The organism is Dethiosulfovibrio salsuginis, from assembly GCF_900177735.1.
Lineage (GTDB): Bacteria > Synergistota > Synergistia > Synergistales > Dethiosulfovibrionaceae > Dethiosulfovibrio > Dethiosulfovibrio salsuginis.
The window spans coordinates 38,263-64,556 of record NZ_FXBB01000014.1 but is presented as its reverse complement, the minus strand read 5'-3'; the positions used below and the strand labels follow the sequence as shown (position 1 = coordinate 64,556).

The following is a 26,294-nucleotide window of genomic DNA, read 5'->3' as shown; positions in this document are numbered from 1 at the left end:
TGACAGAACCCGGTTTCCTTAGCGGTCTCAAAAACCCAATCACTAGGGAGAATCTCCATGAGAGCGTAAGCCAAAGCCTTCATAGGCTCGCTTTCAAGTTTTGCAATCAGTTTATCCTCGAGACGACCAGGAACAGCTCGGTTCTCCATGATATCGATCCTCCGTAGTGAGAAGTATGAGGAGTACATACTCTCACATAAAAAGAGAGCTTTCAAGGATATGGTTCGTTAGATTATGATGCTCTAGAATAGAAAAGAACGCTAGCAATTTTAATTGATCTTTGACTGGCTAGAGGTTAAATCTACTAAGTTACCAGCTATGAACGCTAGCCTAAACTTATCCGATAGACTTCCAGCTATAAAATCAAATATGCTGGAGATATAAACATTGCAATCTTTTTTTAAAAAAACCTAAAAATCCCATAGAACATCTTAAAATCGTCAAATTTCTGCTTCAGGAAGGATGGAAGAGAGACGGTCCTCAAAGCATCAGCTCTGTCCTTGGTAACTATAACTACAGAAATCACAACATCACTCTCCGACGTCAAAATGGGTCAATCCATAGACCAACGTATCGGAGAAACAAGAAGAGTGAAAGAGATTTGCCTTGTCACTATCGAGAAAATTTCGGGCCTCAGACAGATAGCCATTCCACTCGTCCTCTGTCATAGTTGATATTTCCTCGTACATATGGTCATAATCTCTAAAGGACCGAAAGTTTATGAAAGCCCCGTTAGGGATGAGGTCGGAGATTCCCTCCCATCCCATATATATGGGCACCACTCCGGCTAGAAAACAATCAAATATTTTCTCTGTAACGTACCCCGGGATATCTCTTGCGTTCTCGTAGCACAGGCAAAACCTGTATCTTTTGAGGACATCTCTCTTAACCGACACAGGGCCCCTGTAAATCGAGGACACATCGACCGGTCTAGTAGGTTTACCACCTATAGCTCGAAAGGTGTTCCTGACAATCTCCAAGGCCTTTTTAGCTACCCCGTATTTCCAGTCATAACCATAAAGATCCAGGTCCTCGGGGTGTTTTTCCATAAACCACCTTATGGCCTTGAATCTCTCGGTATAGAGCTCCTTCGTCCGACGCTTCCATTTATTGGCAGCCACCATGACGATCAGTTTCTCCCTGTCGGAAAAAGAAGGTGAATCCTGACGATTCGAAAGGTCATTTGGCAGGAAATACCTGATATAACGGGGCTTTATGGTTTCGGGCAAAGGTCGGGCATCCCAGGTAAAGATTATGTCGAACTTTTCTTGAACTTTGGGAGACCAATTCTCTGGCGATACTACCTCGCTCTCGCAAACTAAAAGGGCGAGAAAACCTCCCTGTTTGTCCTTGGCAATCCTCTTAAAGTCTTTTTCTTTATAGTTAAAAAACAGGTAACCCCACACATCTTTGCTGGGCACGTCCTCCCAGTAAACTAGGTCTATGCCCTCATTACGGAGCTTATCTTTGAAATCCCTCATACAGGACAATCGTCTATCGGGATCAGAAGAACTCTCACCGTAAAGGTATTTATCGTCACAGAAAACTCTGGAGCCCACTAAAGCAAGTTTTCGCAAGGGTTATTCCTCCACTCTGAATATATCGTCCTCCCCCAGATACGGCCCGTTTTGGACTTCTATTATCTCGAGGGAGATCTTTCCGGGGTTTATGAGCCTGTGGAGCTGGTTTTTCTGGATGAAGGTGCTTTCTCCTTCGTGGAGGTAGAAGGTCTCTCCGTCCCTTTCGACCTGGGCGGTGCCTTTTACCACTATCCAGTGTTCCGTCCTGTGGTGGTGATACTGGAGGCTCAGGGCCTTTCCCGGGTGGACGGTTATCCTCTTTACCTTTATGCCGTCCCCTTCGTGGAGGATTCTATAGTCTCCCCATCTCCTGGCGCTTTCGGGGGCCTGGGTTATCTCCGGTCTGGACCGTTCTTTCAGGGTGGAGACTACGTCTTTGACCGATTGGGATGTCCCTCTAGGGGCTATGAACAGGGCGTCGGCGGTGTCCACCACCAGCAGGTCGCTGACTCCAGACAGGGCTATAAGCCGTCTGTCCCCTTGGACCAGGCATCCTTCCGACCTATCGGCCAGTACGTCCCCTTTGAGGACGTTGCGGTTGCCGTCTTTTTCCCCCTGCTGGTAGATGGCGTCCCAGCTCCCCAGGTCGGACCAGCAGGCGTCCAGCGGGACCACCGCCACGGAGGGGGCTTTTTCCATTATGCCGTAGTCTATGGAGACCGAGGGAAGGTCTTTGAATCCCTCGACCATGGCCCTCTCCCCACACTCCATGAGCCTCGCTATCTCCGGAAGGTGTTCTTTGAAGGAGTCTATCATGTCCCCGGCCCGAAAGAGGAATATCCCACCGTTCCACAGGTATTGGCCGCTTTGGATGTATTCTGTTGCTTTTTTTAGGTCCGGCTTTTCGACGAACTGGGAAACGTCGTGCCAACCTCCTCGGTCTTCGCCTTTTTTTATGTAGCCAAATCCGGTCTCCGGGGCGTCTGGGACTATGCCGAAGGTTACCAGTTTTCCCTCTTCCAGCGCCAGTAGCCCCAGCTTCAGTGCATCGTGAAAGGCTTTTTCGTTTTGAATTATGTGGTCGCTGGGACACACCAGGACCGGAGTTTCCCTGGTTGCACCTTTTTCCATCAGGTGGGCCAGCCCCAGGGCTATGGCGGGGGCGGTGTTTTTGCCCTCCGGCTCCAGTACCAGTATGTCACCTTTTAGGCCTACGTCGGAGGCCTGGTAGGCTATCTGGCTGTCCCATCTCTCCCCTGCGACTATTTTTATGCCCTCTTGGCCGCAGAGGGGCAGGAGCCTTTTTATGGTGGTCTGAAGGAGGCTTTGGTCCCCTGCGAGTTTCAAAAACTGTTTTGGGACCTCTTCCCTTGAGAGGGGCCACAGCCTGGTCCCTCCTCCTCCTGCCAGTATGAGGGCACGCAGTTTTTTTATATCGTTATTCATTGCATTGACCTCTAACAAGAACGATTTTCCGCATACCAACGGTAAGTATCAACTATGCCGTCTTTTAGGGATATCGATGGCTTCCACCCTGAGGCAGCCAGCTTCCCTATATCCAGAAGTTTTCTGGGAGTACCATCGGGCTTGGATAGGTCCCATTCTATATCCCCTCCAAACCCAACTATTTCCTTCACCATCTCGGCTAGCTCCTTTATCGATATGTCCTTCCCAACCCCTATGTTTACGAACTCTGGATCTTTGTAATTTTCCATGACATGCAAACATGCGCTCGCCATATCGTCCACGTGTAGGAACTCCCTTCTGGGAGCTCCGGTTCCCCATAGGGTAACAGTCGGCTTGCCCTCTCTCTTGGCGTCATCAAATTTTCGTATCATAGCGGGAAGGACATGAGAACTCTCCAAATCGAAGTTATCTCCTGGACCGTAGAGATTGGTAGGCATAACAGATATGAAGTCTGCGCCATACTGCCTATTGTAGTATTCGCACATTTTAAGGCCGGATATTTTAGCCAGTGCGTAGGCCTCGTTTGTTGTTTCGAGAGGACCGGTCAATAGGTATTCCTCTTTTATCGGCTGAGGTGCCATTCTAGGATATATACAGGAACTACCTAGAAAAAGCAGTTTTTTTACTCCAGAAAGCCATGCCTGATGTATAACGTTAACCTCTATAGCTAAGTTATGATACATGAATTCAGCCGGACAAGACTTATTTGCCATAATTCCGCCAACTTTAGCAGCAGCTAAGATAACCCATTCCGGTTCTTCTTTCTCAAAAAAGCGACTCACATCGCATTGATCAGTCAGATCCAGCTCTTCATGGGATTTGACTAATATATTTTCATAACCATTTTTTTTAAAAGATTTCACTATAGCGGATCCAACCAGGCCATTATGCCCGGCTACATATATTTTTTTCATGGATCAAGCACCTTTCAATTTTTCACATTATTACAACACCATCATCAAGGTAAAATCCACAAATATCTCCTGTAAAAAAACCCATTCGTCGGGAAACGCAAAGGTCAACGAGTCTACTACGTGAGAGCTCATGACTATTCCTGCCAGTCCATGGACAGATATCGGTTGGACTGGTCGGCGTTTTCCTCCAGAGATACGACTTCTCCGACGTCATCGATCGAGTCTCCCTGCTCTAATTTCACGCCGACGTCCCCTTCGTGAAGCCCGATGAACCTGACCGATACATCTTTGTGATCTCGCCTCCTAAGCTCAAGCTCTCTGAGCAAAAAGAGGTCGTGGGTAGATATAAACACCTGTATCCCCTGTTCGCAAAGTTTGAGGATCGTCTCGGCGACAAGCTTCACCAACTTGGGATTAAGGTTGGCCTCCGGTTCGTCCCAGAAGAGGCAGCTATTCCTCTTTAGGACCCCCGACGACACAAGATGGGCTATCATGGCGAGCTTTCTGTGTCCTTCTGCTATGAGGTACATTTCCATCCGACCATCCCTCTTTTGGAGATACATCCTCCCGTCGGAGACTACAATTTTCCCCGACATTCCCTCCTCAAGTGGGTCCAGTATAGCCCTTACGGAGGTTTCCCTGGGCCCCTTCCTGAGAGGAGCACCTAGAAGAAGACAGGTGTCCTTCCAGGTTTCCTCGAACTCGAGGTAGTGTCTATCGTAGGTGGCTACGAAGTTAGTGTATAGGGACATGAGCTCTCTGGTCGGCAAGAACACCGGCTCGATATCGCTCCAAGAGGAAGGCATCTTATCCACCGAGACCTCCGCCTTGCTGTTGGACGAAAAACCACAGGAAAAATCCCATTCAGAGGTATCAAACCGAAGGGAGATGTCGCACCTTCCCCTGCCCTGACGACGACGGGTCAGCCTTCCCAAGGTTTCAGGACGAAACACACCAACCAATTTTTCGGCGATCGCCGTCTGGAGGTAGTTTTTGGTAGGAGTAGTTCCCCTGAATTTTCGCCCTCCTTCCGACGACACCGCCAGCAGGCTGTAGGCGGCCTTAAGCAGGTGGCTCTTGCCCGTTCCGTTTTCCCCTACGATGACGTTTAAACCGAGGGAAAAATCCACATGGGCATGAGGGAAAACGGTGAGGTTTTCTATGTCCATCGATTTAAGCACGTGCTCACCATCCTTTTTTAGATCAAGACAGGTCCTCTATAGAGGGGCATACCTGGTATCCTGCGTCCCGGCAGAGGATGTCTTTTTTGAACAGGTCCAGGTCGTGGGAGACCATTTCCTTGACCAGCTCGGGGAAGGTGACTCGCCTCTCCCAGCCCAGCAACTCCTTTGCCTTGGTGGGGTCGCCAAGGAGAAGCTCCACCTCCGTGGGCCTGAAGTATCTGGGGTCGATCTCGACCAGGACCTTTCCGGTGGAGGGATCGAATCCAACCTCGTCCACCCCTGTTCCACGCCACTCTATAGGGATCCCGACTTCCTTGAAGGATAGCTCCACGAACTCCCTGACCGAGTGGGTTTCCCCTGTGGCGACGACGTAGTCGTCCGGGGTGTCCTGCTGGAGCATGAGCCACATGGCCTCGACGTAGTCTCTGGCGTGGCCCCAGTCCCGTTTGGCGTCCATGTTGCCCAGGTATATTTTGTCCTGAAGGCCCAGGGAGATCCGGGCGACCGCCCTGGTGATCTTTCTGGTGACGAAGGTCTCTCCCCGAAGGGGTGATTCGTGGTTGAACAGTATGCCGTTGCAGCCGTAGATGCCGTATGCCTCCCGGTAGTTGACGGTTATCCAGTAGCCGTAGAGCTTGGCGGCGGCGTAGGGGCTTCTGGGGTAGAAGGGGGTGGTCTCCCTCTGGGGAATCTCCTGGACCTTGCCGTATAGCTCGCTGGTGGATGCCTGGTAGAAGCGGGTCGTCTTCTCCAGACCCAGTATTCGTATGGCCTCAAGGATCCGAAGGACTCCCAGCCCGTCGCCGTTGGCGGTATACTCCGGCGTCTCGAAAGATACCTTGACGTGGCTTTGTGCCGCCAGGTTGTATATCTCGTCGGGCTTTATCTCCTGGAGGAGCCTGATTATGTTGGAGGAGTCGGTCAGGTCGCCGTAGTGGAGTACGAGCCCTCGGTTTTCCTCGTGGGGGTCGCTGAACAGGTGGTCTATCCTGCCGGTGTTGAACAAAGACGACCGCCGTTTCATTCCGTGAACCTCGTAGCCCTTGGAGAGCAGGAACTCCGATAGGTACGCTCCATCCTGCCCGGTGATGCCGGTTATTAGAGCTTTCTTCATAAAAACACCGTCTTTCTGGTTATCTTAGGAATGGCTATAAGGATTTTCAGAGAGATAAATATAATTTTGGTTAGGCGCTTCTCTCATAAAGGACAACTCCCTTATCGGAGATGGTTTTCTCTATGGTGGGCAGAGAAGTTCGAGATAGAAAATCGTCGGCAAATCCAGCCAAAATCTCTACGTTGTAGACGTCAGATTTAAATATCTCCATTCCGATTTTTTCCATAGCGTCGATGGCCCTAATTTGAGATTTGCTGTCATCGGAAAGGACGACGTATAGATCGATATCGGAAGCCTCGTTAGGCTCTCCGTAGGCGTAAGACCCAAAAAGATAGATCGCCTCTATATCTAGGCCACTTTTTAGCACGGCATCAACCGCTTTTCTTATGTCGAGCAAAAAATCTTTTGTGTGATCCATTCTCAAACCGGAGACCTCCTCTCGAGTCTATTTCGTGACGTAAAACTCTCCCACCTCAACAGCCATATCATGAATGGACCTAGGAGGTGAGGTAGGCTGGGGGCTGTCGGGGTGGTCTATGGCGTTAGCTAGCCTGTCGGTCCAGACAGAGGCCTCCATGGGGATAAGGGACCTATCGTCCAGGGTCTCCCTGAAGGCGGGCAGGTCGGAGGCTATCACCGGGGTCCCCACCGCCAGAGCGGTCAGGAGGACCAGACCCGCCCCTTCGCTCCTGGAGGGAAATAGACAGCAGTGGCTTTTAGACAGCAGCTCCGCCACGTCGTCTCTGTAGCCAAGAAAGGATATTCGGTCTCCCAGACCGGCGGAGGCCACCTTTTCCCTGAGCTCTTCCTCAAGTGGCCCCTCTCCCGCTATATCGAGAACCCAGTCCTGCCTGTTCGCCATCGGGAGGAAGGCCGATATAAGAAAGTCGATTCCCTTCACCTTCGTGAGCCGTCCGACAAACAGAAACCTGAATGGGCCGCCCTCTTTCGGGCTCCACCTTACCCCAGGGTCGGGTATGCCGTTTTTTATGACGGCGGTCCTGGTCGGGAGCCAGTCCCTCTGATGATCCATCACAGCCTTGGAGACGCAGATAGCCCCATCCGCATGGCGGTATGGGGTTAGACCGGCGTTCAGCGAGTATATGCCGTGACAGGTCACTATGAAGGGAACGCCTGAAATAGTAGAGGTCCACCAGGCTATCCAGGCGGGAACCCTGGAGTGTGCGTGAAGCACGTCCCAGCCCTTAGACCGAGCCATCCACGCCAGTTTGACTGCGCAGATGGCTCCGGTAATGGGGTTTTTTCTGTGAACCGCCATGGTTATGTGGGTGACGTCGGGGTGTAGCTGAGACACCATTCGGCCGCCACCGGATACAACCGTGACTCGGTGGCCCGACCTGGCCTGCTCCGAGGCCAGGTCGACCACGTGGGTTTCCACCCCTCCCACCTCAAGGCCCGGGAGCAGGTGGACGATTTTCATCTCCAGTTCTCCAATATCCACCTAGCTGCCCTCTGGGCCTCGTTGAAATCTATGGAGAGTCCGGCAGGCCTGTCCAACATAGGACGCCAGGCCATGACGTCCGAGGGCATCTCGGTGAGAAGTCCCCTTTCTTTGAATCGATCTATCATCATATCGAATCTGGGGGCTCCCCAGAGGTGTTTTTCCTTCAGGGCCTTCCATTCGACCAGTTTGACGGTTATGTCCTGAAGGGCTTTTCTCCAGCCTTTTTTTCTGCCGACCCTCAGGAGGTAGGTTCTGGTTCCTGAGGTGGCCGCTTCGGATATCATGGAAACAGAATCCTCTGTACAGAAGACCCTCTGACAACCTCCGAGAATCCCGGGAACGGGGTTAAAATCGTCCTCCGAGGCCAGCAGGACCATAGAGACCTTTTCGCTTCCCTTACAGACCTCTTTGATCTTGGCCTCGGTCTCGGGGCAGGTCCTGCGAGAGGTGGTTATGTAAAGGGATACCTCTTTCTCCTCGGCTATACGGAGCATCACCCCGATGGTCATGTCCGCCCAGTATGGATCGATCTGATAGTTCTGGTCGTCTCCGCCTATGAGGAGGCCCCACTTTTCCCCCTCTCCTTTCGGAGGGTATAGGGAGAATAGCTCCTTAGCCCCCACCTCTATTTTTTCCTCTGTCACCGAGTTAGGAGCTCCCAGAGTTATTAGGGCCCTCTCGGGCTCTCCGTCGTGAGAGGGAACCACTGCGTAGTCGAAGGGATCGGTCCCTATTACAGACGGTGTCATTACGGTGCAGCTTTTACCTCCCATGATCCTCGCCAGAGCGAGGCAGAAGGGGGCGGCGGAGCTTCCGGTAGATATGACCATGGTCCTCCCGCCATCCACGTTTAAGCCGTCCATCGCAAGGCGGTAGGAGTCCAGGATCGTCTGCCCCTCGTCTCCGGTCCAGTCAAGCCAGTGTCTGGCGGTCAGCCGGTCTCCCCGGGCCAGCACCTTCCCCATGGCCTTGAGTATCCAGGCCCTTTTCCAGCCCCTGTATAGGGGGACTTCCAACTCTATCACCTTTGCACCGCAAAGGGCCTCTATCCAATGGGCTATGCCTCTGCTCTGGAAAAGATGCCCCCTTATCCCGTCGGAGAGGATCACCACAAGCGCAATTTTATCGGTCATGTCGGTATTCATTATCCAAGCCCCCTAATTCTGACGTCAGAATATCTCTAAGCTCCGTCAAGGGTATGTTATGTCTTTCCGACAGGTCTTTCAAGTCATCATGCTCTAAAGTTCTCTGGAAAAGCTCTTTTCCCCAGAAAGAGCTTTTCACCCTGACCGGCCCAAGGGAGGTCAGCTCGGTTTTTTCCTCCCTTCTCAGGGTGTAGCGGCTCTCTATCCTGCAACGGACCCCTATTGAGGTTGTGTGTCTGAGGATCGTCTCCGCCAGTTTTTCCTCCAGATCCACCGGGCCAACGCAGGTTATCCTGATTCCCGGTCGATTTTTCTTCATGATGATCGAGGTGAAGAATACGTCCCAGGCCCCGGCCTGAAAGAGGTGATCCATGGCTATAGGAAGGTCCTGGGGGTTCATGTCGTCTAGGTTGGCCTCTAAAACGGAAGCCTGGCCCGGTATCCAGGGGGTACCTACTTTGCCCTCTTCGATTATTACGGCCCTCAGCAGGTTGGGAAGTTCGGTGTCTCTGTCGCCGAGGCCGTGGCCTGTTGCCTTTATCGTCCCAGAGGGCATGGAGCCGAAGGAGTCGCAGAGGACCTTCAGCATCAGGGCACCGGTGGGAGTGGTCCTCTCGATGGGATCTCCCTGAGATACTATAGGCATTCCGGCAAGAAGCTTCGCTGTGGCAGGGGCGGGGACGGGCATAACTCCGTGGGCGCATTTGACGGTGCCCGACCCTACGTTGACCGGAGAGGAGCATACCCTGTCTATGGCCGCCATGTGTAAAGCCATAAAGCCACCTACCACGTCGACGATAGAGTCTATGGCTCCGACCTCGTGAAAGTGGATCGATTCGACGTCGGTGCCGTGGACCTCCGCCTCAGCTTCCGCCAGGAGCCTGAAGGCCAGTGCCGAGCGGGACCTTACCTCCTCCGGCAGGGTAGAGCGGTCCAATATGGCGATTATGTCCGACAGATGACGATGGTGGTGGTGATGGTGGTGATCTTCGTCGTGGTGATGGTGGTGATCTTCGTCGTGGTGGTGGTGGTGATCTTCCTCGATCACCTTGATGTCCGTGCCGGAAATGCCCTTCCTGATGCCTTTTTCGACGGATATAGAGTATCCGTCCAGGGCTAGGCCCTTCATGGCGTCGATAAAGCCCTCAACGGGGAAGAGCCCTAGGTCTATTATGGCTCCCAGAAACATATCTCCCGCTATTCCGGCGAAACAGTCGAGATACAGGGTTTTCATGGTTTGTTTCCTCCTATGACCGATCTGGCCCAGTCCAGGTCCGACTGGGTGTCTATGCCAGGGGCGTGGTCCCCTTTTGCCAGAGGGACCATTATGGGGTAGCCCTGTTCCAGTACCCTGAGCTGCTCCAGCGACTCGCTCTCCGAAAGGGGAGTGGGGTCCATCTTGGAGTACAGGTCCAGAAAGCCCCGACGGTAGCCGTATATCCCCAGATGGCCGTACACCGGACAGCCTGGCACTCGGCGGTAGGGGATGGGATACCGGCTGAAGTAGAGGGCCATGTCCCCCTTCCCTACGACCACCTTCACCCTGTTGGGGTTGTCCCATTCGTTTTCCTCCAGAGGGTATCTGAGGGAGAACATAGGGATATTTGGATTCCCCTCCATAGCTGTTACCAACTGCTCTATCAGGACAGGATCGATAAAGGGCTCGTCTCCCTGGACGTTTATCACGCCGTCGCAGTCTATGTCCTTCACCACCTCCGCCACTCGGCAGGTCCCGTTAGGGTGGTCACTGGAGGTCATGACGACCTCCCCATCGAAGGAGCGGACCGCCTGGGCGATCCGCTCGTCGTCTGTTGCAACCAGAGTCCTTCCCACACCTCTGGCCTTTGAGGCCCTTTCGTATACGTGCTGAACGACGGGCTTGCCCCCTAGGTCACACAGGGGCTTGCCGGGCAGTCGGGAGGAGCCGTATCTGGCGGGAATGACTACGACTATCTCCACTCAGAGGCCTTCTTCCTCATAGCCTCCGGGTCTATGGGACGAATCTCGTCGACTATCCATTCCCTAACGGCCTTGCCTTCGTCGGTCTCCTGTTTGTAGCTCATGAACTCCAGCTCTATCCCAAGGGCGTCGGCGACCTTAAGGGCCATGACGGGCCATACCTCTCCTATGTCCCCTATTATAGGTATGCTTCCCTCGTGTCTGGCGAAGGCGGACATCTCCATTCGGAAGGGTATGCCGGATATTTTGGTCTTAGGAAGGCCTTTGTCTATGGCCTCCTGGATCTGGGCGTTGTGTCTCTGCTGGTCCTGGGCCTTTCTAAGGTTTTCGTCTAAATCGATTCGGATGAGGGTCTTGTCCCTCATGTGGAAGGTGTTGAACCCCTTCCACCAGGCCCATATGCCGTGTCCGGTATAGTTCTCGAAGGGGCCGTCGTGGAGCTCCTGGGAGAGGGCTATGGCCGATTCTATTATGATGTCCGCGTCGTCGAGCATTCTCGCAAGCCTCATGGAGCGGTTGGAGATGGGGACGCTGTCACCTATGGCGAGGCCGATTGCCCCCCCTCCGACCATCTGAGGTATGCTGACGATTACAGGCAGGCCCTTTTCAGCCCCTATGCCTATCATGGTCCTGCGGTCGGCCCCCCAGCCAGCGACCTCCTCGAAGGTAAGGCCGTAGGTCCTGGCTATGTCCAGTATCTCGTTGGCGAGGATCTCGTTCCAGAGACCCATAGGATAGGCCATGTTGCCCGCCGCCTTTACGACGTCGTGGCCGTCGACTTCGTCCTCTTTGGAGAGGAGCTCTTCGTCTAAGACCATGTTCTTCCTGAGGACGTTTCTCTCCTCCTCGGTCATCCTGGTGAACTCAAAGACGTTGCCTCTGGGCATTTTCTCCTCCGGTAGGCCGAGCTGGGAGGCGTCGCACATCTTCACCCTGTCCAGGGTTCCCGCCATTTCGTGACCTATAACCGCAGAGCTGGTGGTCACTCCGTCGATTATGCCTTTGTCCATGAGCTCAGCGACCAGGGTGGTCACCCCTTCGTGGAGGTTAGGCCCACTGCCGGAAGCCACCACTATCTTGCCGCCCCGCTTTTTGACCTCCACCATTTTATCCACCGCCGAGTCCAGTGAAGCCCTAGACCGATCGTCGAGGTTGCGATAGAAGTTCTCTATAAGTTCTCTGCTGATTGCCATGTTGTTACCTCCCTTTATATCTTTAATATAGTCATATAAATCGCCATATATCATCTATTATTAGACGATCAAAGGTTTTTATGTGGTCTTTTAGGATATCCTCGGAGACCATATTTGGCCTTATATCGAAATAATACACCCCATCAAGGGGGTTTAGCTTCACCGTGTATCCTTTGAAATGCCCTTTTAGAAACGTTGCGCTCACTCCGTATCGCCCTTCTCTGCCGGACCTCTGCACATCGTTTAAAAACACGGCGAAGTGAGGGGTGCTAGAATCGGTGAGCCTGTTATACAAAAACTTGTCTATGAATATTTTGTCTAGTCTATCCTTGCTGGACGTTTTAACCGAACCGATGGCTTTTATTTGTCCTTCTGACCTGAGGATAAGATCATGCTGATAGTTCATCCGAAAGGCCTCTTCCCCGTTTATTTTGACCGGTAAGGATGATAGACCACAGGAAGCGTCTACGCCTATCTCGGAGAGGACTAAACGAACAAGGTTCTCGAAAAGATCTCCGTTTATTTTTCTGGCGGCATTGGACCTGTTAGCTGGTAAGCCATCCAATGCAGCACCTATAGATTGCTGGCAGGTATATATGAAATTGTTGATGAGGGCCCTGTTTTTCTCTTGCCTGACATCCTCTGCCTTGATATCTCGTATTAACTTCAAGAAAGCATCTCTTTCTAAATCAAAAGTCTCGTACGGGAGCATCAGTAAGCTGTTGATAGGCCTAGTGACATTGTAGGTTCCATCATCCTTGTACTGAAAAAACCTATAATGGTGTTCGTTCCTTGAGACTATGACGGCCTGAAGTCCCTTTTTGACGAACTCCAAGTAGTGAAGACAAAAACAAGCGTAATTGCCTATGGATTTAAAATTATTTTTATCTGTAGCGAAGGCCAGTATTTCATTTAAGGTCATCTGATAGAGTTCCTTCTGCTTTCCGTAGATCTATCCTGCTCTATCCATTCTGCCACGGTCTTTTTAGGCACTTTCATCAGTCGCTCGATAGCCCAACGGTTGTATTCTGGGGAGATATCACACCCCATCCACCTTCGCCCAAGCTGTTTGGCGACGACAAGGGTGGTTCCAGAACCGGAGAAGGGATCAACAACTACGTCTCCTGGATTAGATGACGCGAGAACTATCTTTCTTAGAAGCTCTTCCGGTTTTTGTGTAGGATGAGCCGTTTTTTCTCCCATACCATTACAGGTTGTGGGAACCTCTATAACGTCTTTAGGCTTTGCCCCTGCGGGATGGGGCGTCCAAACGTCTTTTCGTTTTCCACCGTTGCCGTATTGACTCGTATCGGCCTGAGGATGGGAGGGATACTTTAAGGTGTGTCTACCGTAGGGGATCCTCACGTCGTCGATGTTCATGGTGAATTTTTTGCTCTTTCTCAAATGAAGGATACTTTCATGAGATCTCCCCCAGTCCCTACCTAAGTTTGCTTTGTTTTTATAGTGCCAGATAAGCCACTTACAGCTCTTAAAGTATTTCATAGAGGGATGTTTTAGATCAGCCAGTATCTCGGAAAAACCGCAGACGTACATTGTCCCGTTTTCTCCCAATATTCGAGAGGCTTCGGCTATCCATTTCATGGACCAATCGATGTACTCTTCCTGGCTCTCAAACATATCCCAGTCCGCTTTTTTTATGTTGTAGGGGGGATCAGCAAAGACAAGGTCAACCGATCCATCGGGAATGGTTCTAAGCCAATCTAAACTGTCCCCCTGAAAAAGAGAGTTCTGCCCTTCGGCGTAAACCGATTCCCAGGATTTCCCCAAAATCACCAAAGGGAATTTTTTCTCTTCGATTATTTCGGGAAAGAGCCGCTGTGTTCCTTCGTTTTTTCCCGTCGTGGGCACTGCCCCACCCCCTTTCAATCAAAGACAAGAGGATACTATCTCCCAGGACCGCTTGGCGGCTTCCTTTCCGCCGGAGAAATAATCCTCGCAGCTCTCCGACACCTTCCGTTTCCTTTCGGGGTCTAGGTCGTCCAAAAAGGCTCTGGCCATGGAGTCCGAGTCGGCGACAGGGGTTCCCACTCCTAGGGCGAAAAGTTCCTCTGTGGCCTGGACGAAGTCGTCGTTGTAGGGGCCCTGACAGAAAGGTACGCCCCATATGGCCGGCTCCATTATGTTCTGGCCCCCTTTGGGGACCAGGCTGCCTCCGACGAAGGCGGCGTCCGCCAGGGAGTAAAGGCCGAAGAGGACCCCTATTTTATCCACTACCATTGTGCGCCAGCCGGACACCGGACAGCTGTATAGGCAGACAGGTCCGGTGTCCCATGCGACGTTTGCCACGTCCTGGGCCCTGTCCGGGTGTCTCGGCACTACGACAAGCCGAGCATCGGGATGGTGGTTAAGGACCTTTCTGAAGGCGTCTATGACGATCTGGTCCTCCCCCTGATGGGTGCTTCCGGCGACTATGAGAGGCCCCTGGCCCTTAGATATCCAGCTCAGTTCCGAGAGGTCCATAGAGGCCTTTCGCTCCATCAAGCCGTCCAGCTTACAGTCGCCGGTGACCTCTATCCTGCCTCCGTCAACGCCTAGGGACATGAGTCCATCCCTGTCGGAGTCGGAGCGAACCATTATGGTGCTATAGCAGGAGAGGACGTCCCGCCAGAAGGGGGCTATCTTTCTCATAGACCGGAGGGTCTTTTCGGAGAAACGTCCGTTGACCATGAAGGACGGTATCCCTCGCCTCTTCATCTCCCAGATCATCGAGGGCCATATCTCCGTCTCCACCGTGACGTAGGCTTTAGGTCTTATGGAGTCCAGGGCCCTATCGACGATAAAGGGGCTGTCCCAGGGGTAGTAGATGGTCCGGTCTGGCACTCCCTCCAGGATCCTGCCCGCCATCTCCCTCCCGGTTGCGGTTATGGTGGAGAGGAGGAGAGGCCTTTTGGTCTCTCCTTTGGCGAGCCTGAGGAAAGGGGACGCCGACTGAACCTCCCCCACCGAGACGGAGTGGACCCAGAGGGGTCTTCCACGGCGTCTGAGGGTGTCGATAAGGGACCTGTCGTAAAGGCCCTTTCTCTCCGAAAGACCCTGGCCCGAGTATTTACGGCTAAGCCAGGGGGAGGCTGCGGAGAAGGCCAGAGCGGCGGCACACCGGTATAGGCAGATGGACAGAGACATCAGGATAACCCGGCCTGTAAAAGCTCGTGAAGGTGGACCATGCCCACAGGCCGGCCATCCTCCACCGCTATGAGGACAGAGACCTCGACGTCCTGCATTATACGAACGGCCTCTACGGCGAGACTGTCTTTGGCGATTGTCCTAGGCCCCACGCTCATTACGTCGGAGATGGTCTCCTCAAGGCAGGATACCCCCTGCCTCTCTATGAGCCGTCTGAGGTCTCCGTCGGTGAAGATGCCCTTCAGAATACCGTCATCGTCCACTATCGTCGTGGCTCCGTAATTTTTGCTGGTTATCTCGAAGAGGGCGTCTTTGACGGTGACCTTTTCCTGCACCACAGGAAGTTTAGGGCCTGAGCCCATGACGTCGGCGACGGTCATGAGTAGCTGTCTTCCAAGGCTCCCGGCGGGATGGAACAGGGCAAAGTCCTCCCGCTTTAGGCACCTCATCTCGGTGACAACTCCCGCTAGGGCGTCGCCTATGGCGAGCTGTAGCGTTGTGCTGCTTGTGGGGGCCAGGTTTAAGGGGTCCGCCTCCCTCTCCACCGATGCGTTTAAGACGACGTCGGCACCGGTGGCGAGAGGGGACTTTAGGTCTCCCGTTAGGGCTATGACAGGGGCTCCCAGCCTGCGAAAGAAGGGGATAAGCTTGACCACCTCGGTAGTCCTGCCGCTGTGGCTGATAAGCAACGCCACGTCCTCCCGCCTTACCATTCCCAGGTCGCCGTGGGCGGCCTCGGCGGAGTGGAGGAAGAAAGATGGGGTTCCCAAAGAAGCCAAGGTGGCGGCTATTTTTCTGCCTACGTGTCCCGATTTGCCCAGGCCCGAGACCACCAGCCTTCCCCTACAGCCCTGGACGATTCTGGCGGCTTTGGCTATCTCGGACCCTAACCTGGAGGCGGCGGTCTGGAGAGCCTCCGCCTCGTCCATGAGGACTTTCTTCCCGATCTCTATAAGCCTTTGATCGTCGAAGACCGGACAATCCCTGTCGCTGGGGAGGCTCATCATTTTTCCCGGGCCTCCCAGGAGAGGTCAAACACCCCAAGGTTCGACTTGACCAGCTGGTCCAGGGCCTTTATTTCGGTCAGCACCGATTTTAGATGATGGAGAGGTATCATGTTTGGACCGTCGCTCAGGGCCTTATCTGGGTCGGGATGGACCTCAAGGAACAGTCCGTCTATCCCTATGGCCACCGCCGCCCTGGCGAGGGCGGGGACGAACCGCCGATCTCCGCCGGAGGTCTCTCCCCTTCCGCCGGGCATCTGGACGCTGTGGGTGGCGTCGAAGACAACAGGGCAGCCCATAGACCTCATTATGGCTAGGGATCTCATGTCCACCACGAGCTGGCCGTATCCCATGGTGGTTCCCCTCTCGCAGAGCATGACTTTGTCGTTGCCAGCCTCGTGGCACTTGGTGACCACCGATTTCATGTCGTAGGGAGACAAAAACTGCCCCTTTTTGACGTTTAGGATCTTTCCTGTTCTAGAGGCGGCGATGAGCAAGTCGGTCTGACGGCAGAGGAACGCCGGTATCTGAAGGACGTCGGCGACCTCCGCCACAGGCTGGGCCTGATAGGTCTCGTGGATATCGGTTATGACCGGCACACCTAAGGTGCTTTTTATCTCCGAAAGCCACTCAAGGCCCTTTTCCAGCCCCGGGCCACGGTAGCTGTGGATGGAGGTCCTGTTGGCCTTGTCGTAGGAGGCTTTGAATATGTAGGGTAAGCCCAGTTCGTCGCAGACCTGCTTTATGCCTTTTCCCGTCTCCATGGCCAGGTCCAGGCTCTCCAGTGAACATGGGCCTGCTATGATGGTCAGTGGACCTTCACCGATGGATATATTCTCCGTTTTTATAGCATTCATAGTTTTTCACCTTTTTCCTCTCTGCGAGCTGATTTCAACCTGCGGTACACCAGGTCTCTGACTCCCCAGCCCAGTTCTACCTCTCCGTACCGGACGACCTGATCCAACGCACCGGACCGGCCCAGTCTGGCCCTGCCCGCTTTTGCCATGTTTTCGGCGAGGACAGGGTCTGAGAGGACCGTTAAAGCCGCCTGAGCCAGGTCCTGGGCCGTCGGAGGAACGAGCAGTTCCGCCGACCCCAGGAGCTTTTGCTGGACCAGTTTTCCCTTTTCGAGGATAGATACAACCGGAACTCCCAGGCCAGCGCAGACCTGGTTTGCCGTTCCCCCAAGCCCTATGAGGACCTGGGCCCCCTCGGCGGCGTCGGCCACCGGACCGGTGTAGAGGGAGACCACCACCGAGGTATCCAGATGGACCATGGTCCCGTCCATCTCCTTCCATCCAGGGCAACCTTCGACGAGCCTTTTTAGGTCCAAAGTTGGAGCCATGACGGCGACGAAGGAACAACGGTCCTTCTGGGCCATCAGGAGCACCGAGTCCAGGAGAAGCCTGAAGTCACAGTAGGCCCTGTCCCTGCTCCCGGGCAGTATGAGGACCCTTTTACCGTCGGGCCATCTAAATCCTCCTGATCTATTATCCCCGACCAGGTCCATTATTGGATTGCCGTCGAACCTTGCGGGTACTTTTGAGGATCTAAGCTCCCAGGCGGTCTCGCCGTCTCTGGTCCATACCAGCCTGGCCCTGGACCGCAGCAGGTATCTCTCTGCCCTCCAGTGGCCGTGAAGGTAGGTGGTTTTAGCGGTGGCGACCAACACAGGGGAGAGTCCCTGTCCCCATAGGGCGTGGAGAAAAAGGTAGACGTCCCCTACACATATAGGGGTCCTGATATGGCCTTTCATATGGTCCCATACCCTGTACTGTCTCTTTATATGACCCAGAAGGCCCGACTTTATGTCGGTAACGAGATCGGAGAAACGATACTTGACCACCCCTCCTGTAGGGGTAACAGAAAGGGCGGGAGCGACAGGTATAGACCTTTGGGCGTACTGCTCTCCCTTCCCTACCAGAGGGAATCCGGTGATTTGGGAATTAGGCAACCTCGATGCCAGCTTCTGAGCCAGGAGGGACGCCATTGCGTCCTCTCCGTAGCCGTTTGAGGCGACCACTATGTGAGGCCTCAAGGTGTCGGTCATAAGGTCCCAAAAACGACCCTCCTCGTCCACCTCGGTCTCTAGAAAGGGGACCAGGAGAGGAAAGGGAGGGACCCATCGAGGTGGAAGGTTGTAGACGTCCTTTTCGGTGCAGACCACCCCTTCCGCACCGGAGGAGCGGGCCAACGCCGTCACCGAAGCCAGATCATTAGGTCCATATCGATGGTGGTCCTTGAACCTTACCTCCTCTATCACCGAGACCTGCTGCTCCTTCAGGGATTCCATGAAGCTCTGAGGGCTTCCTATGGCGGAGAAGGCGACCACTTTTTTACCCTGTGGCATTGGGATTTCCCTAAAGGTGCGTCCGTCCCAGGTACACCACTTTTTTATCCTTAGATACGACCGAAACAGCCGAGGACTAGGGACTATCCTCAACAGCCGGGACTCCAGTTCCGCCAGAGACTTAGGGGAGACCTGGTCGACTTTGGTTATGACGATTATGTGGGCCCTTTTTAGACTGCTCAGAGGCTCCCGAAGGATTCCACCTGGGGCCAGCCTCCCGTTTCCGAAGGGACAGGCGGCGTCCACTAAGACGATATCCACGTCCCTGCCCAGCTTTCTGTGCTGGAAGCCGTCGTCGGCGACCACTATCTGAACCCCTTTGGCCTTCAGTGCCTTTATGTCCCCTAGTCTGTCCCTGGATACCGCCACGAAGACCGACGGAAGGCGGTTCGACAGAAGCAACGGCTCGTCGCCCACTTTATCCCTCCGGGCCCTACCGGAACGGAACACCACCGGATCGTCGGTAGAACCTCCGTATCCCCGGCTGACTATGCCAGCGGTAAGGCCCTTCGATAGAAGTCCTTTCGTGACCATTTCGACGAAGGGAGTTTTGTTGGTTCCCCCTAAGGTTATATTGCCTACGCTTATGACCGGCAGAGGGGGCTCCTGGCTCTTTCTTATGCCTCTATCGAAGGCCCAGTTTCTGACCCTGACCACCGCCGAGGTCAACCAGCCGAGAGGGGCCAGACAGGCCCAGGGAGAGATGGGATCCTGGCCTTTTGCGTGGTCGAGGTAGCTCTTTACCAGCTCGGTCACAACCTCTCACCTCGCTGGATGCCGTCTAACAGGCTGTAAAGGCCTCCTTTAGCCACCAGTTCGTCGTGGGTGCCCTCCTCCTCTATGACTCCGTCTTTGAGAAAGACGATTCTGTCCGCTCCCCTTATGGTCGAGAGCCGGTGGGCTATGACGAAGGAGGTTCGGCCCTCCATGGCCCGGTCCATGGCCTTCTGGATAGACTGTTCCACCTGGGCGTCCAGGGAGGAGGTCGCCTCGTCCATTATGAGTATTCTAGGATCTCTGACTATAGCCCTAGCTATGGCGACCCTCTGCCTCTGGCCGCCGCTCAAGGTAACTCCCCTCTCCCCTATTTCGCCGTCGTAGCCATCAGGAAGGGACCGTATAAAGTCGGCTATTCCCGCTATGTCCGCCGCCCTCTCTATCTCATCGTCGGTGGCGTCGTCGTAGCCGTAGGCTATGTTGTACCGAAAGGAGCCTTTCATGAGGACCGGATCCTGAGGGACCACCCCTATCTGCCTCCTGAGCTCCGTCAGGTCCAGAGACCTCAGGTCGTGGCCGTCGACGGAGACGGAACCTTTTTCCGGGTCGTAGAACCGCTGGATGAGGTCCACCATAGTGGACTTTCCCGATCCTGTGGCACCTACCACCGCCACGGTCTCGCCGGGAGGGACGGTCAGATTTATTCCCCTAAGGACCCAGCTCCTATCGTAGCGAAACCAGACGTCGTTAAAAGCGACCTCCCCTTTTATGGGCCTGAGGCAAAGGGCATCAGGAGGGGACTCGACGCTGTCGCCGTTGTCCAGAAGCTCAAATATCCTCTCCGCCGACGCCAGGCCGTGTTGAAGCTGGCTTATGACCCTGGTCAGGATGGTGACCGGATGGGCCATAAAGCCCAGATAGCCCAAAAAGGCTATGAGGTCGCCGGGGGTCATCTGGTCCTCCAGAACCGATCGGCCTCCTAGCCAGAATATGATCGCCAGGGCCAGTATCAGCAGCACCTCTACCGCACCGGACAGAACGCCGTTGACCTGGGTTCCCCTCATCAGGGAGCGAAAGTTGGATAGGTTCTGTTCCTCGAACTTCTTTCTCTCCATGTCCTCGGTGGCGAAGGCCCGAACTATGCGGATCGCCGACAGGGCCTCCTCCGCCAGGGCGGACAGCCCCGCCAGGCTGGACTGTATATCGTGGCCGACCTGCCTCAGCTTTTTTGAGGCCACGCTCAAAACCCAGACGGTTACCGGCAGGATGGCGAAGGTAACCACCGTAAGCCTCCAGTTTATGTAGAGCAGGAAGCCCATCATGCCCACGGTGGTGATGCCCTGGACCACCAAGTCCACCAGGGCGTTTGTGACGGTGGACTGGAGGACCGTGGCGTCGTTGGTCACCCGGGATATGAGTTCCCCTATTCTGTGGCTGTTGACGTATTTCAAAGACATCCTCTGGGAGGCCCGGTAGGCCTGAATTCGGAGGTCAAGTACGACCCTCTGGCCCACCCAGGTCATGAGGTATTTCTGGCCGTAGGAGGCGAAGGCCTTGACCACGTAGACCGCCACCAGGGCCACAGCCACCACGTTCAGCATGAACATGTCCTTTTTTATGAGGACGTCGTCCACCACGTTTTTCATAAGCCAGGGGGGAATAACCGCACAGCAGGAGACCACCACCATACAGGCAAAGGCAAAGGCGAGCCTTTTTCTGTAGGGCAGGGCGTAGGCCAGAACCCTCCTGTAGGTCTCTATAGATTTGTTTTTACGAATCATTTTATAATCAACCTTTCCAGACCGTCGCAAAAAATGGAGGCAGGGGAGCCGCCGGGAGCCATGGCCCTGAGGGCACCTCGAACCTCCTCCAGCCTGTCTCTATCCCTAAGAAGCCGGTCTATGCCCTTAGCCAGATCCTGGGGGGAGATATCTCCCACCATCTCAGGGAAAAGCTCTCTGCCGGAGATTCGGTTGGGCCAGGCCAGGTATCCTCGGCGGTTGGCCGCTTTTTTGCGGAGGACCTTTTCCTTCAGAGCCGCCCCTCCAGGCAGGGAGAGGACCATTCCCTTAAGCCCTCCTAAAGGGATCTTTCGGATAAAAGAAAAAGGGACTGCCACCAGAGCGGGGACAGCCCTATGCATCAGCTCAAGGGTGTTGGTTCCGGGCTGGGTTACCGCCAGATCGGCGCCCTCCAGGACCGCTCCAGTACCTCCGGTGAATGGGTTCAGCCCCCGTTCCTCCCATCTCTTGACCTCTTCCTCAAGGGAAAAGGGGGATAGGAGTGATACAAACTGGAACTCCCTCATGGATCGAAGGATGGAGACGGTCTCCACCAGATATTCCCTGGCGGCCTCCCTTATGGAGGGCCTGCTTCCGGGAAAAAACACCAGCCTATCCCCTGGATAGTCGGACCAGGGGGATCGGTGTGTGTCCATGTCCAGTCCGTCGGAGACCAGATCCCCTGTGACAGAAACAAGGCCTTTCATCGACGAGGCCATAGAGTCGAAGGCGGTTGCCACCATGTGGCACCGGGAGAGTCCCTTTTTATCGCCGTAGGAATAGCAGGCCAGGGGAACCGATTGGAACGCCGCCATGGCCCTTCCGAAGGCCAGATCCCCTCCTAGCTGGACCACAAGATCGGCCTTGTGGGCCATAAGGGATATTAGAGTCTTGATCGGGCCTTCGGGGCCTTTCACCGAGCTTACTCCCGGTATCCGAGCAGCGGCCTCGGACTCCAGACCGGAGGCGAAAGGGCAGGGCAGAAGGTGTATGGAGACCGTCCAGCCCCTGAGGGACATAACACGACACAGAGGCCTGGCCCAGCCCCATAGCTCCCCGGGACCGTTGACCAGAAGGGACGCTTTAGGGCTCATAGCTCTATCACCGACTTCGCCCAAAACACCTTAGCCCCAGGGGATCCCATTTTCGATCTGGCCAGGTCCAGCCCTCGGTATACCCGCTCACGACGGCACTTTGAGGCCATAAAGGAGCGAATATCCCCCCATATGGCAGAGGGATTGCACCGGTCCTGAAGCCGCTCTGGAAATAGCGACCGTCCTGTCATGACGTTGGGAATCGAGATATAGGGCAGCTTTATGAAGTTGCGGTAGACGAACCACTCCAGTGCCCCACTCCTGTAGAGGACAACCATAAAACGGCGGGCCATCATGGCCTCAACCGCCACGGTTCCGCTGGCCCCTACGACCAGGTCGGACCTCTCTATAAGGTCTAACGCATCCCCTGTAAATACCTTCTGGCCCTGGAGTTTTTTGAGAAGGTCGTCCCTGAAGGCCCCGTGAAAAGAGGGGGCCACGGAGAACACCGGGCGGAGCCCCGCCTTCTTTAGTCCTCTGGATAGGTCCAGTAGGACCGGAAGGAGGGAACTTACCTCCGATTTTCTGCTCCCAGGCAGGAGGGCCACCACTCCGTCGCCGGGAGGGGGAGACGGAGGACCGAAGGAGTCCACCATAGGGTGACCGATCCAGGAGGAGGTGACCCCATAGGAGCGGAGATATCGATCCTCGAAGCCGAAAAGAGGCAGACATAGGTCGAAAAGCTCCCTAAGGGGAACCACCCTTCCCTTTCGCCACGCCCAGACGGTAGGAGGAGACAGGAAAATCGTCTTTCCACCGTAGCCCCTCCGTCTAAGCCTGCGGACCAGAGGTATATGGAAATCCGGGCTGTCCGCCACCACAACCTTGGAGGGCTTTCGTCTAATTATTTCGTCGCAGATTCGATCCGCCAGGCCGTTCAGCCTGGGGAGGGCCTTCAGGGCCTGGGTTATGCCCATTATATGGAGCTCCGAGCTAGGCCAGAGACATTCTACCCCGGCGGCCTGGGAAGATGGGCCTCCCATGCCCCAGAGGGGGCCGTGATATCCTTGTTCCCTCAGAGAGAGGGCCAAAGAGGATAGGAGGTTATCCCCAGAGGCCTCACCGCAGCTCAGGAAGATGGACATGGCTCCACCCCTATCACCGAGATACCCAGCTCCTGGGCCGCTTTAGAGAAGGACTCTCCGCCGAGGATAAGGCAGTTTCCAGCCTCAAGGGCCAGACATGAAAGGCCCGAACGGGCCATGGCCTTGAGGGTATCCAGTCCCACCACGGGAATGTCGTATCTCCGGTCCTGGTCTGCCCTCAGGCCCTTTACCACCACCCCGGAAGGGCATATGCTCCCTGCCCGGAGGATTGTTTTGTCGGTGCCCTCCATGGCCTCGACGGCCACCACCGATCTTTCGGATACCACGATAGACTGACCGAAGGACAGGGGCAGGAGTTTTCCCAACACCGAGCGACCGTAGTCCACGTCCCTTAGGTCTTTAGCGGAAGGCTCAGGGCCACCTATACGGCCTTCTGGAGCTATCATCTCAGGAACTATTGAGTCGTATCTCATAACCGATATCCCCAGCCTTTCCAGCCTATCGATAACCGCCCCCAGCAGGGAGTGGTCGTTTCGGTCGTCCAGGCCCCTCAGTATAGAGGAGGTCTCTTCGTCCATAGAGTCGCTGTAGATGGTCCTCTTAGGCACGTAGCCCGCCAGAACCAGCCTTTTGACCCGCCTCAGGGCGAAGCTGGCGAAGATCCTGACCAGGTTTAACTCCTTAAACTGTATGACCGACACGCCGGGCAGTTCCAGCTCGGAGCAGTCCTCCCTTAGGCCGTAGACCAGAGGGGCCTCCCCTCTTTCCACCAGCCGTCTCAGTATTTCCACCGGAAGGAGCCCTTCCCCTGCCACCAGAGCGAGCTTAGTGGAGAAGATAGCCATTATCGGTTCGCTCTGGCGGTGAGCAGGCCACCGCAGGATAGGAATATTATGTTAGGCAACCAGGCGGCGAAAAAGGGGGGAATATGGCCGCTTTCCCCTAGAGCTCGTCCCATGGACATGACCACGTAGTAGGCGAACACTATGAGGACGCTCAGGCCAAAACCCATGCCCATGCCACCGCTTTTTCTCTGAGGCCTGACGCCTAAAGCGGCTCCGATGAGGGCCAATACCACGCTGGCCCACGGGACCGCCAGGTGTAGATGGAAGGACACCCAGAGAGGAACCAGGTTTGCTCCCTGAGCCTTCATGAGGTCCATATGGGCCATAAGCTGTTTTATGCTCATAGAGTCGGGATCCTGGGAGGAGCTGGCCACCTGGGTGGGGGTGAGGCTAAGGGGCAGCCTCTGATTTTTGAAGCCGAAAAGAAAGGACACCCGGCCTTCGCCGTCCACCCCGAAGACCTTGCCGTCGGAGAGGGACCATACTCCCTCCTCCCAGTTTCCTCTGTCGGCGGTCGTTATCCTGGAGAGGCGACCTTCGGCGAACTCCTGGACCACTACGTTTTCCATTACGCCGATTCTGGCCCTCAGGATGCCTATGTACATGACCCGGTTAAGGGTTCCTCCGCTTTCGTCTTTAAGGAAGATCCTTTCCTTCAGTAGGGAGGGCTTCTGTTTGACCACGTCGTATCGGAGGACGTTGTCGGCGGCTTTATTGGCCAGAGGCACCACCGTCTCGTTCATAAAAAGGGCGGTTAAGGCGATCAGAGAGGATCCTAACAGGACAGGAAGGGCTATCCTCTGAAAGGAGATGCCAGATGCCTTCAGGGCCACTATCTCGCTGTCCGATGACAGTCGCCCGAAGGACAGCAAGGTCGACAGAAGACAGGACATAGGGAGGGTTATAACCACCACCGAGGGAAGTTTGTAGACGAAGAGCTTTAGGACCGTCACCATGGAGATGCCTTTCTCTATGAGAAGCTCGGCTACCTTGAAGAGCAGATCCCCTGCCACCAGGATGGTGGTGAAGGTCAAAACGCCGAACATAAAGGAACTTCCCAGTTCTTTGAGGATATATCGGTCCAGAATCCTGAACCTCAAGGCAATACCTCCTCTAACAGCCTATCCACCACTTCCCTTATGGCCCCATATCCTCCGGGCCTATCGGTTATCCAGTCAGCCTCGGCCTTTAACCGATCCACTCCGTCGCCTACCGAGACGCCGATTCCCGCCCACCGGACGCAGTCCAGGTCGTTGACGTCGTCGCCTACGAATAGAACTTTGCTCCTGTCTATCCCCAGACGGGAGGCCAGGTCGGTGAGATCGCCGATTTTATCCTTAGTGCCGTTGAACAGATGGACGACCCCAAGCTCTTTTGCCCTCAGCTCGGTGGACTTTGAGTACCTGCCGCTGATGAGGGCGACGTGGCCTCCTGCCTTTCTGAAGGACACTATAGCCATGCCGTCTTTGACGTCGTAACGTTTGGTCTCCTGGCCGTCGGAGGATAGGTAGATTCCTCCGTCGGTCAGGGTTCCGTCTACGTCCATAGCTAAAAGGTAGTTCGCTACCTCGCCCATGGGCATAGTCCTCTGGTGCCTTTGGACAGGAAGTCCAGTATGTCCCTGGCAAAGGGATTTTCGCCCATTTCCGATTCCAACTTGGCTATGGCCTCGGAGGTTGGCAGACCGGAGCGATAGAGCATATGGTAGACCCTCTTTATCTCGAGCCTCTCGGAGGGGGAAAACCCAGCCCTGCGGAGTCCCACTACGTTGAGGCCGTAAACTCTGGCGGAGTGGCCGTCCACCATGGCGTAGTGGGGTACGTCTTTGACCACCTTTGAGGCCCCTCCGACCATACAGTATTTTCCCACCGATACGAACTGGTGGAGTCCTGAAAGTCCGCTCATGACGGAACAATCCCCTAGAGAGGAATAGCCGGAGAACCCCGACTTATTGGCGACGGTGACGTTCCTGCCGATGGTGGCGTTATGGCCTACGTGAACCCCTTCCATGAGAAAGGTGCTGTCCCCTACGGTGGTCCTGTTTCCCTCTCCCGTAGCCCGGTTGACGGTGACAGCCTCCCTTAAGGTAACGTCGTCTCCTATTACCGCCCAGGATTCCTCCCCTTTGAAGTCGTGATCCTGAGGCTCCCCTCCGAGAACCGAGTTCTCGTATATCCTGCATCTCGCTCCGATGGAGACGTAGTCCATTATCCTGACGAAAGCCCCTATAACCGTCCCCTCTCCGATGGAGACCTTTGAGTCGACTATAGAGTAGGGCCCTACAACGACCCCTTCCGCCAGTTCCGCCTCCGGGGAGACTATGGCTGTAGGATGAATCTTGACGACCATAGG

The 26,294-nt window shown here is 54.8% G+C and carries 24 protein-coding genes; all 24 read right to left on the bottom strand.

Annotated features, from left to right (window positions below; translation table 11 throughout):
* Nucleotides 1-530: 530 nt before the first annotated feature.
* Nucleotides 531-1,577, bottom strand: coding sequence for a glycosyltransferase family 10 domain-containing protein (locus B9Y55_RS06795; protein WP_085544609.1), 1,047 nt, complete (start codon nt 1,575-1,577; stop codon nt 531-533).
* A 3-nt stretch (nt 1,578-1,580) separates the two neighbouring features.
* On the bottom strand, nt 1,581-2,966 hold the full coding sequence (locus tag B9Y55_RS06790) for a mannose-1-phosphate guanylyltransferase/mannose-6-phosphate isomerase (RefSeq protein ID WP_085544608.1): 1,386 nt from the start codon (nt 2,964-2,966) through the stop codon (nt 1,581-1,583).
* An 11-nt stretch (nt 2,967-2,977) separates the two neighbouring features.
* Complete coding sequence (locus B9Y55_RS06785; protein WP_085544607.1) at nt 2,978-3,901, bottom strand: GDP-L-fucose synthase family protein; 924 nt, start codon at nt 3,899-3,901, stop codon at nt 2,978-2,980.
* Between the two features lie 134 nt (nt 3,902-4,035).
* A complete protein-coding gene (locus tag B9Y55_RS06780; RefSeq protein WP_085544606.1) occupies nt 4,036-5,082 on the bottom strand; it encodes an AAA family ATPase in 1,047 nt (348 codons plus the stop codon).
* A gap of 22 nt (nt 5,083-5,104) precedes the next feature.
* Nucleotides 5,105-6,199 (bottom strand): GDP-mannose 4,6-dehydratase, encoded by a 1,095-nt coding sequence (gene gmd, locus B9Y55_RS06775; RefSeq protein ID WP_085544605.1) that lies wholly within the window; start codon nt 6,197-6,199, stop codon nt 5,105-5,107.
* Nucleotides 6,200-6,269: 70 nt separating this feature from the next.
* Nucleotides 6,270-6,617 carry a nucleotidyltransferase domain-containing protein gene (locus B9Y55_RS06770; RefSeq protein WP_234986165.1) on the bottom strand — a complete coding sequence of 116 codons (348 nt, stop codon included), beginning with the start codon at nt 6,615-6,617 and terminating at the stop codon, nt 6,270-6,272.
* A gap of 27 nt (nt 6,618-6,644) precedes the next feature.
* Nucleotides 6,645-7,661 (bottom strand): glycosyltransferase family 4 protein, encoded by a 1,017-nt coding sequence (locus B9Y55_RS06765; protein ID WP_143340849.1) that lies wholly within the window; start codon nt 7,659-7,661, stop codon nt 6,645-6,647.
* Complete coding sequence (locus B9Y55_RS06760) at nt 7,637-8,809, bottom strand: ELM1/GtrOC1 family putative glycosyltransferase (protein WP_143340848.1); 1,173 nt, start codon at nt 8,807-8,809, stop codon at nt 7,637-7,639. The genes B9Y55_RS06765 and B9Y55_RS06760 overlap by 25 nt, the downstream gene beginning before the upstream one ends.
* The gene (gene larC / locus B9Y55_RS06755; protein WP_085544602.1) at nt 8,787-10,043 is read right to left on the bottom strand and encodes a nickel pincer cofactor biosynthesis protein LarC; all 1,257 of its coding nucleotides are present in this window, start codon (nt 10,041-10,043) and stop codon (nt 8,787-8,789) included. The genes B9Y55_RS06760 and larC overlap by 23 nt, the downstream gene beginning before the upstream one ends.
* Nucleotides 10,040-10,768 (bottom strand): 3-deoxy-manno-octulosonate cytidylyltransferase, encoded by a 729-nt coding sequence (gene kdsB / locus B9Y55_RS06750; protein WP_085544601.1) that lies wholly within the window; start codon nt 10,766-10,768, stop codon nt 10,040-10,042. Before kdsB ends, larC begins: the two co-directional genes overlap by 4 nt.
* Nucleotides 10,759-11,961, bottom strand: coding sequence for a hypothetical protein (locus tag B9Y55_RS06745; protein WP_085544600.1), 1,203 nt, complete (start codon nt 11,959-11,961; stop codon nt 10,759-10,761). The genes kdsB and B9Y55_RS06745 overlap by 10 nt, the downstream gene beginning before the upstream one ends.
* 31 nt (nt 11,962-11,992) lie before the next feature.
* A complete protein-coding gene (locus B9Y55_RS06740) occupies nt 11,993-12,883 on the bottom strand; it encodes a hypothetical protein (protein ID WP_085544599.1) in 891 nt (296 codons plus the stop codon).
* Complete coding sequence (locus B9Y55_RS06735) at nt 12,880-13,749, bottom strand: DNA-methyltransferase (RefSeq protein WP_200806641.1); 870 nt, start codon at nt 13,747-13,749, stop codon at nt 12,880-12,882. The genes B9Y55_RS06740 and B9Y55_RS06735 overlap by 4 nt, the downstream gene beginning before the upstream one ends.
* A gap of 99 nt (nt 13,750-13,848) precedes the next feature.
* Complete coding sequence (locus B9Y55_RS06730) at nt 13,849-15,105, bottom strand: 3-deoxy-D-manno-octulosonic acid transferase (RefSeq protein WP_085544598.1); 1,257 nt, start codon at nt 15,103-15,105, stop codon at nt 13,849-13,851.
* Nucleotides 15,105-16,112 (bottom strand): KpsF/GutQ family sugar-phosphate isomerase, encoded by a 1,008-nt coding sequence (locus tag B9Y55_RS06725; RefSeq protein WP_085544597.1) that lies wholly within the window; start codon nt 16,110-16,112, stop codon nt 15,105-15,107. The genes B9Y55_RS06730 and B9Y55_RS06725 overlap by 1 nt, the downstream gene beginning before the upstream one ends.
* The gene (kdsA, locus tag B9Y55_RS06720; protein WP_085544596.1) at nt 16,109-16,966 is read right to left on the bottom strand and encodes a 3-deoxy-8-phosphooctulonate synthase; all 858 of its coding nucleotides are present in this window, start codon (nt 16,964-16,966) and stop codon (nt 16,109-16,111) included. Before kdsA ends, B9Y55_RS06725 begins: the two co-directional genes overlap by 4 nt.
* On the bottom strand, nt 16,963-19,215 hold the full coding sequence (gene lpxK, locus B9Y55_RS06715) for a tetraacyldisaccharide 4'-kinase (RefSeq protein WP_085544595.1): 2,253 nt from the start codon (nt 19,213-19,215) through the stop codon (nt 16,963-16,965). The genes kdsA and lpxK overlap by 4 nt, the downstream gene beginning before the upstream one ends.
* Complete coding sequence (locus tag B9Y55_RS06710; protein ID WP_085544594.1) at nt 19,212-20,957, bottom strand: ABC transporter ATP-binding protein; 1,746 nt, start codon at nt 20,955-20,957, stop codon at nt 19,212-19,214. Before B9Y55_RS06710 ends, lpxK begins: the two co-directional genes overlap by 4 nt.
* Nucleotides 20,954-22,075 carry a glycosyltransferase family protein gene (locus tag B9Y55_RS06705; RefSeq protein WP_143340847.1) on the bottom strand — a complete coding sequence of 374 codons (1,122 nt, stop codon included), beginning with the start codon at nt 22,073-22,075 and terminating at the stop codon, nt 20,954-20,956. The genes B9Y55_RS06710 and B9Y55_RS06705 overlap by 4 nt, the downstream gene beginning before the upstream one ends.
* The gene (locus B9Y55_RS06700) at nt 22,048-23,136 is read right to left on the bottom strand and encodes a lipid-A-disaccharide synthase (RefSeq protein WP_085544592.1); all 1,089 of its coding nucleotides are present in this window, start codon (nt 23,134-23,136) and stop codon (nt 22,048-22,050) included. Before B9Y55_RS06700 ends, B9Y55_RS06705 begins: the two co-directional genes overlap by 28 nt.
* Nucleotides 23,121-23,942 (bottom strand): LpxI family protein, encoded by an 822-nt coding sequence (locus tag B9Y55_RS06695; protein ID WP_085544591.1) that lies wholly within the window; start codon nt 23,940-23,942, stop codon nt 23,121-23,123. The genes B9Y55_RS06700 and B9Y55_RS06695 overlap by 16 nt, the downstream gene beginning before the upstream one ends.
* Nucleotides 23,942-25,042: an LPS export ABC transporter permease LptG gene (gene lptG, locus B9Y55_RS06690; protein ID WP_085544590.1), complete on the bottom strand. Its 1,101-nt coding sequence runs from the start codon at nt 25,040-25,042 to the stop codon at nt 23,942-23,944. The genes B9Y55_RS06695 and lptG overlap by 1 nt, the downstream gene beginning before the upstream one ends.
* On the bottom strand, nt 25,039-25,518 hold the full coding sequence (locus B9Y55_RS06685) for a KdsC family phosphatase (RefSeq protein ID WP_143340846.1): 480 nt from the start codon (nt 25,516-25,518) through the stop codon (nt 25,039-25,041). The genes lptG and B9Y55_RS06685 overlap by 4 nt, the downstream gene beginning before the upstream one ends.
* The gene (gene lpxA, locus B9Y55_RS06680; protein ID WP_085544612.1) at nt 25,506-26,291 is read right to left on the bottom strand and encodes an acyl-ACP--UDP-N-acetylglucosamine O-acyltransferase; all 786 of its coding nucleotides are present in this window, start codon (nt 26,289-26,291) and stop codon (nt 25,506-25,508) included. Before lpxA ends, B9Y55_RS06685 begins: the two co-directional genes overlap by 13 nt.
* Nucleotides 26,292-26,294 lie beyond the last annotated feature (3 nt).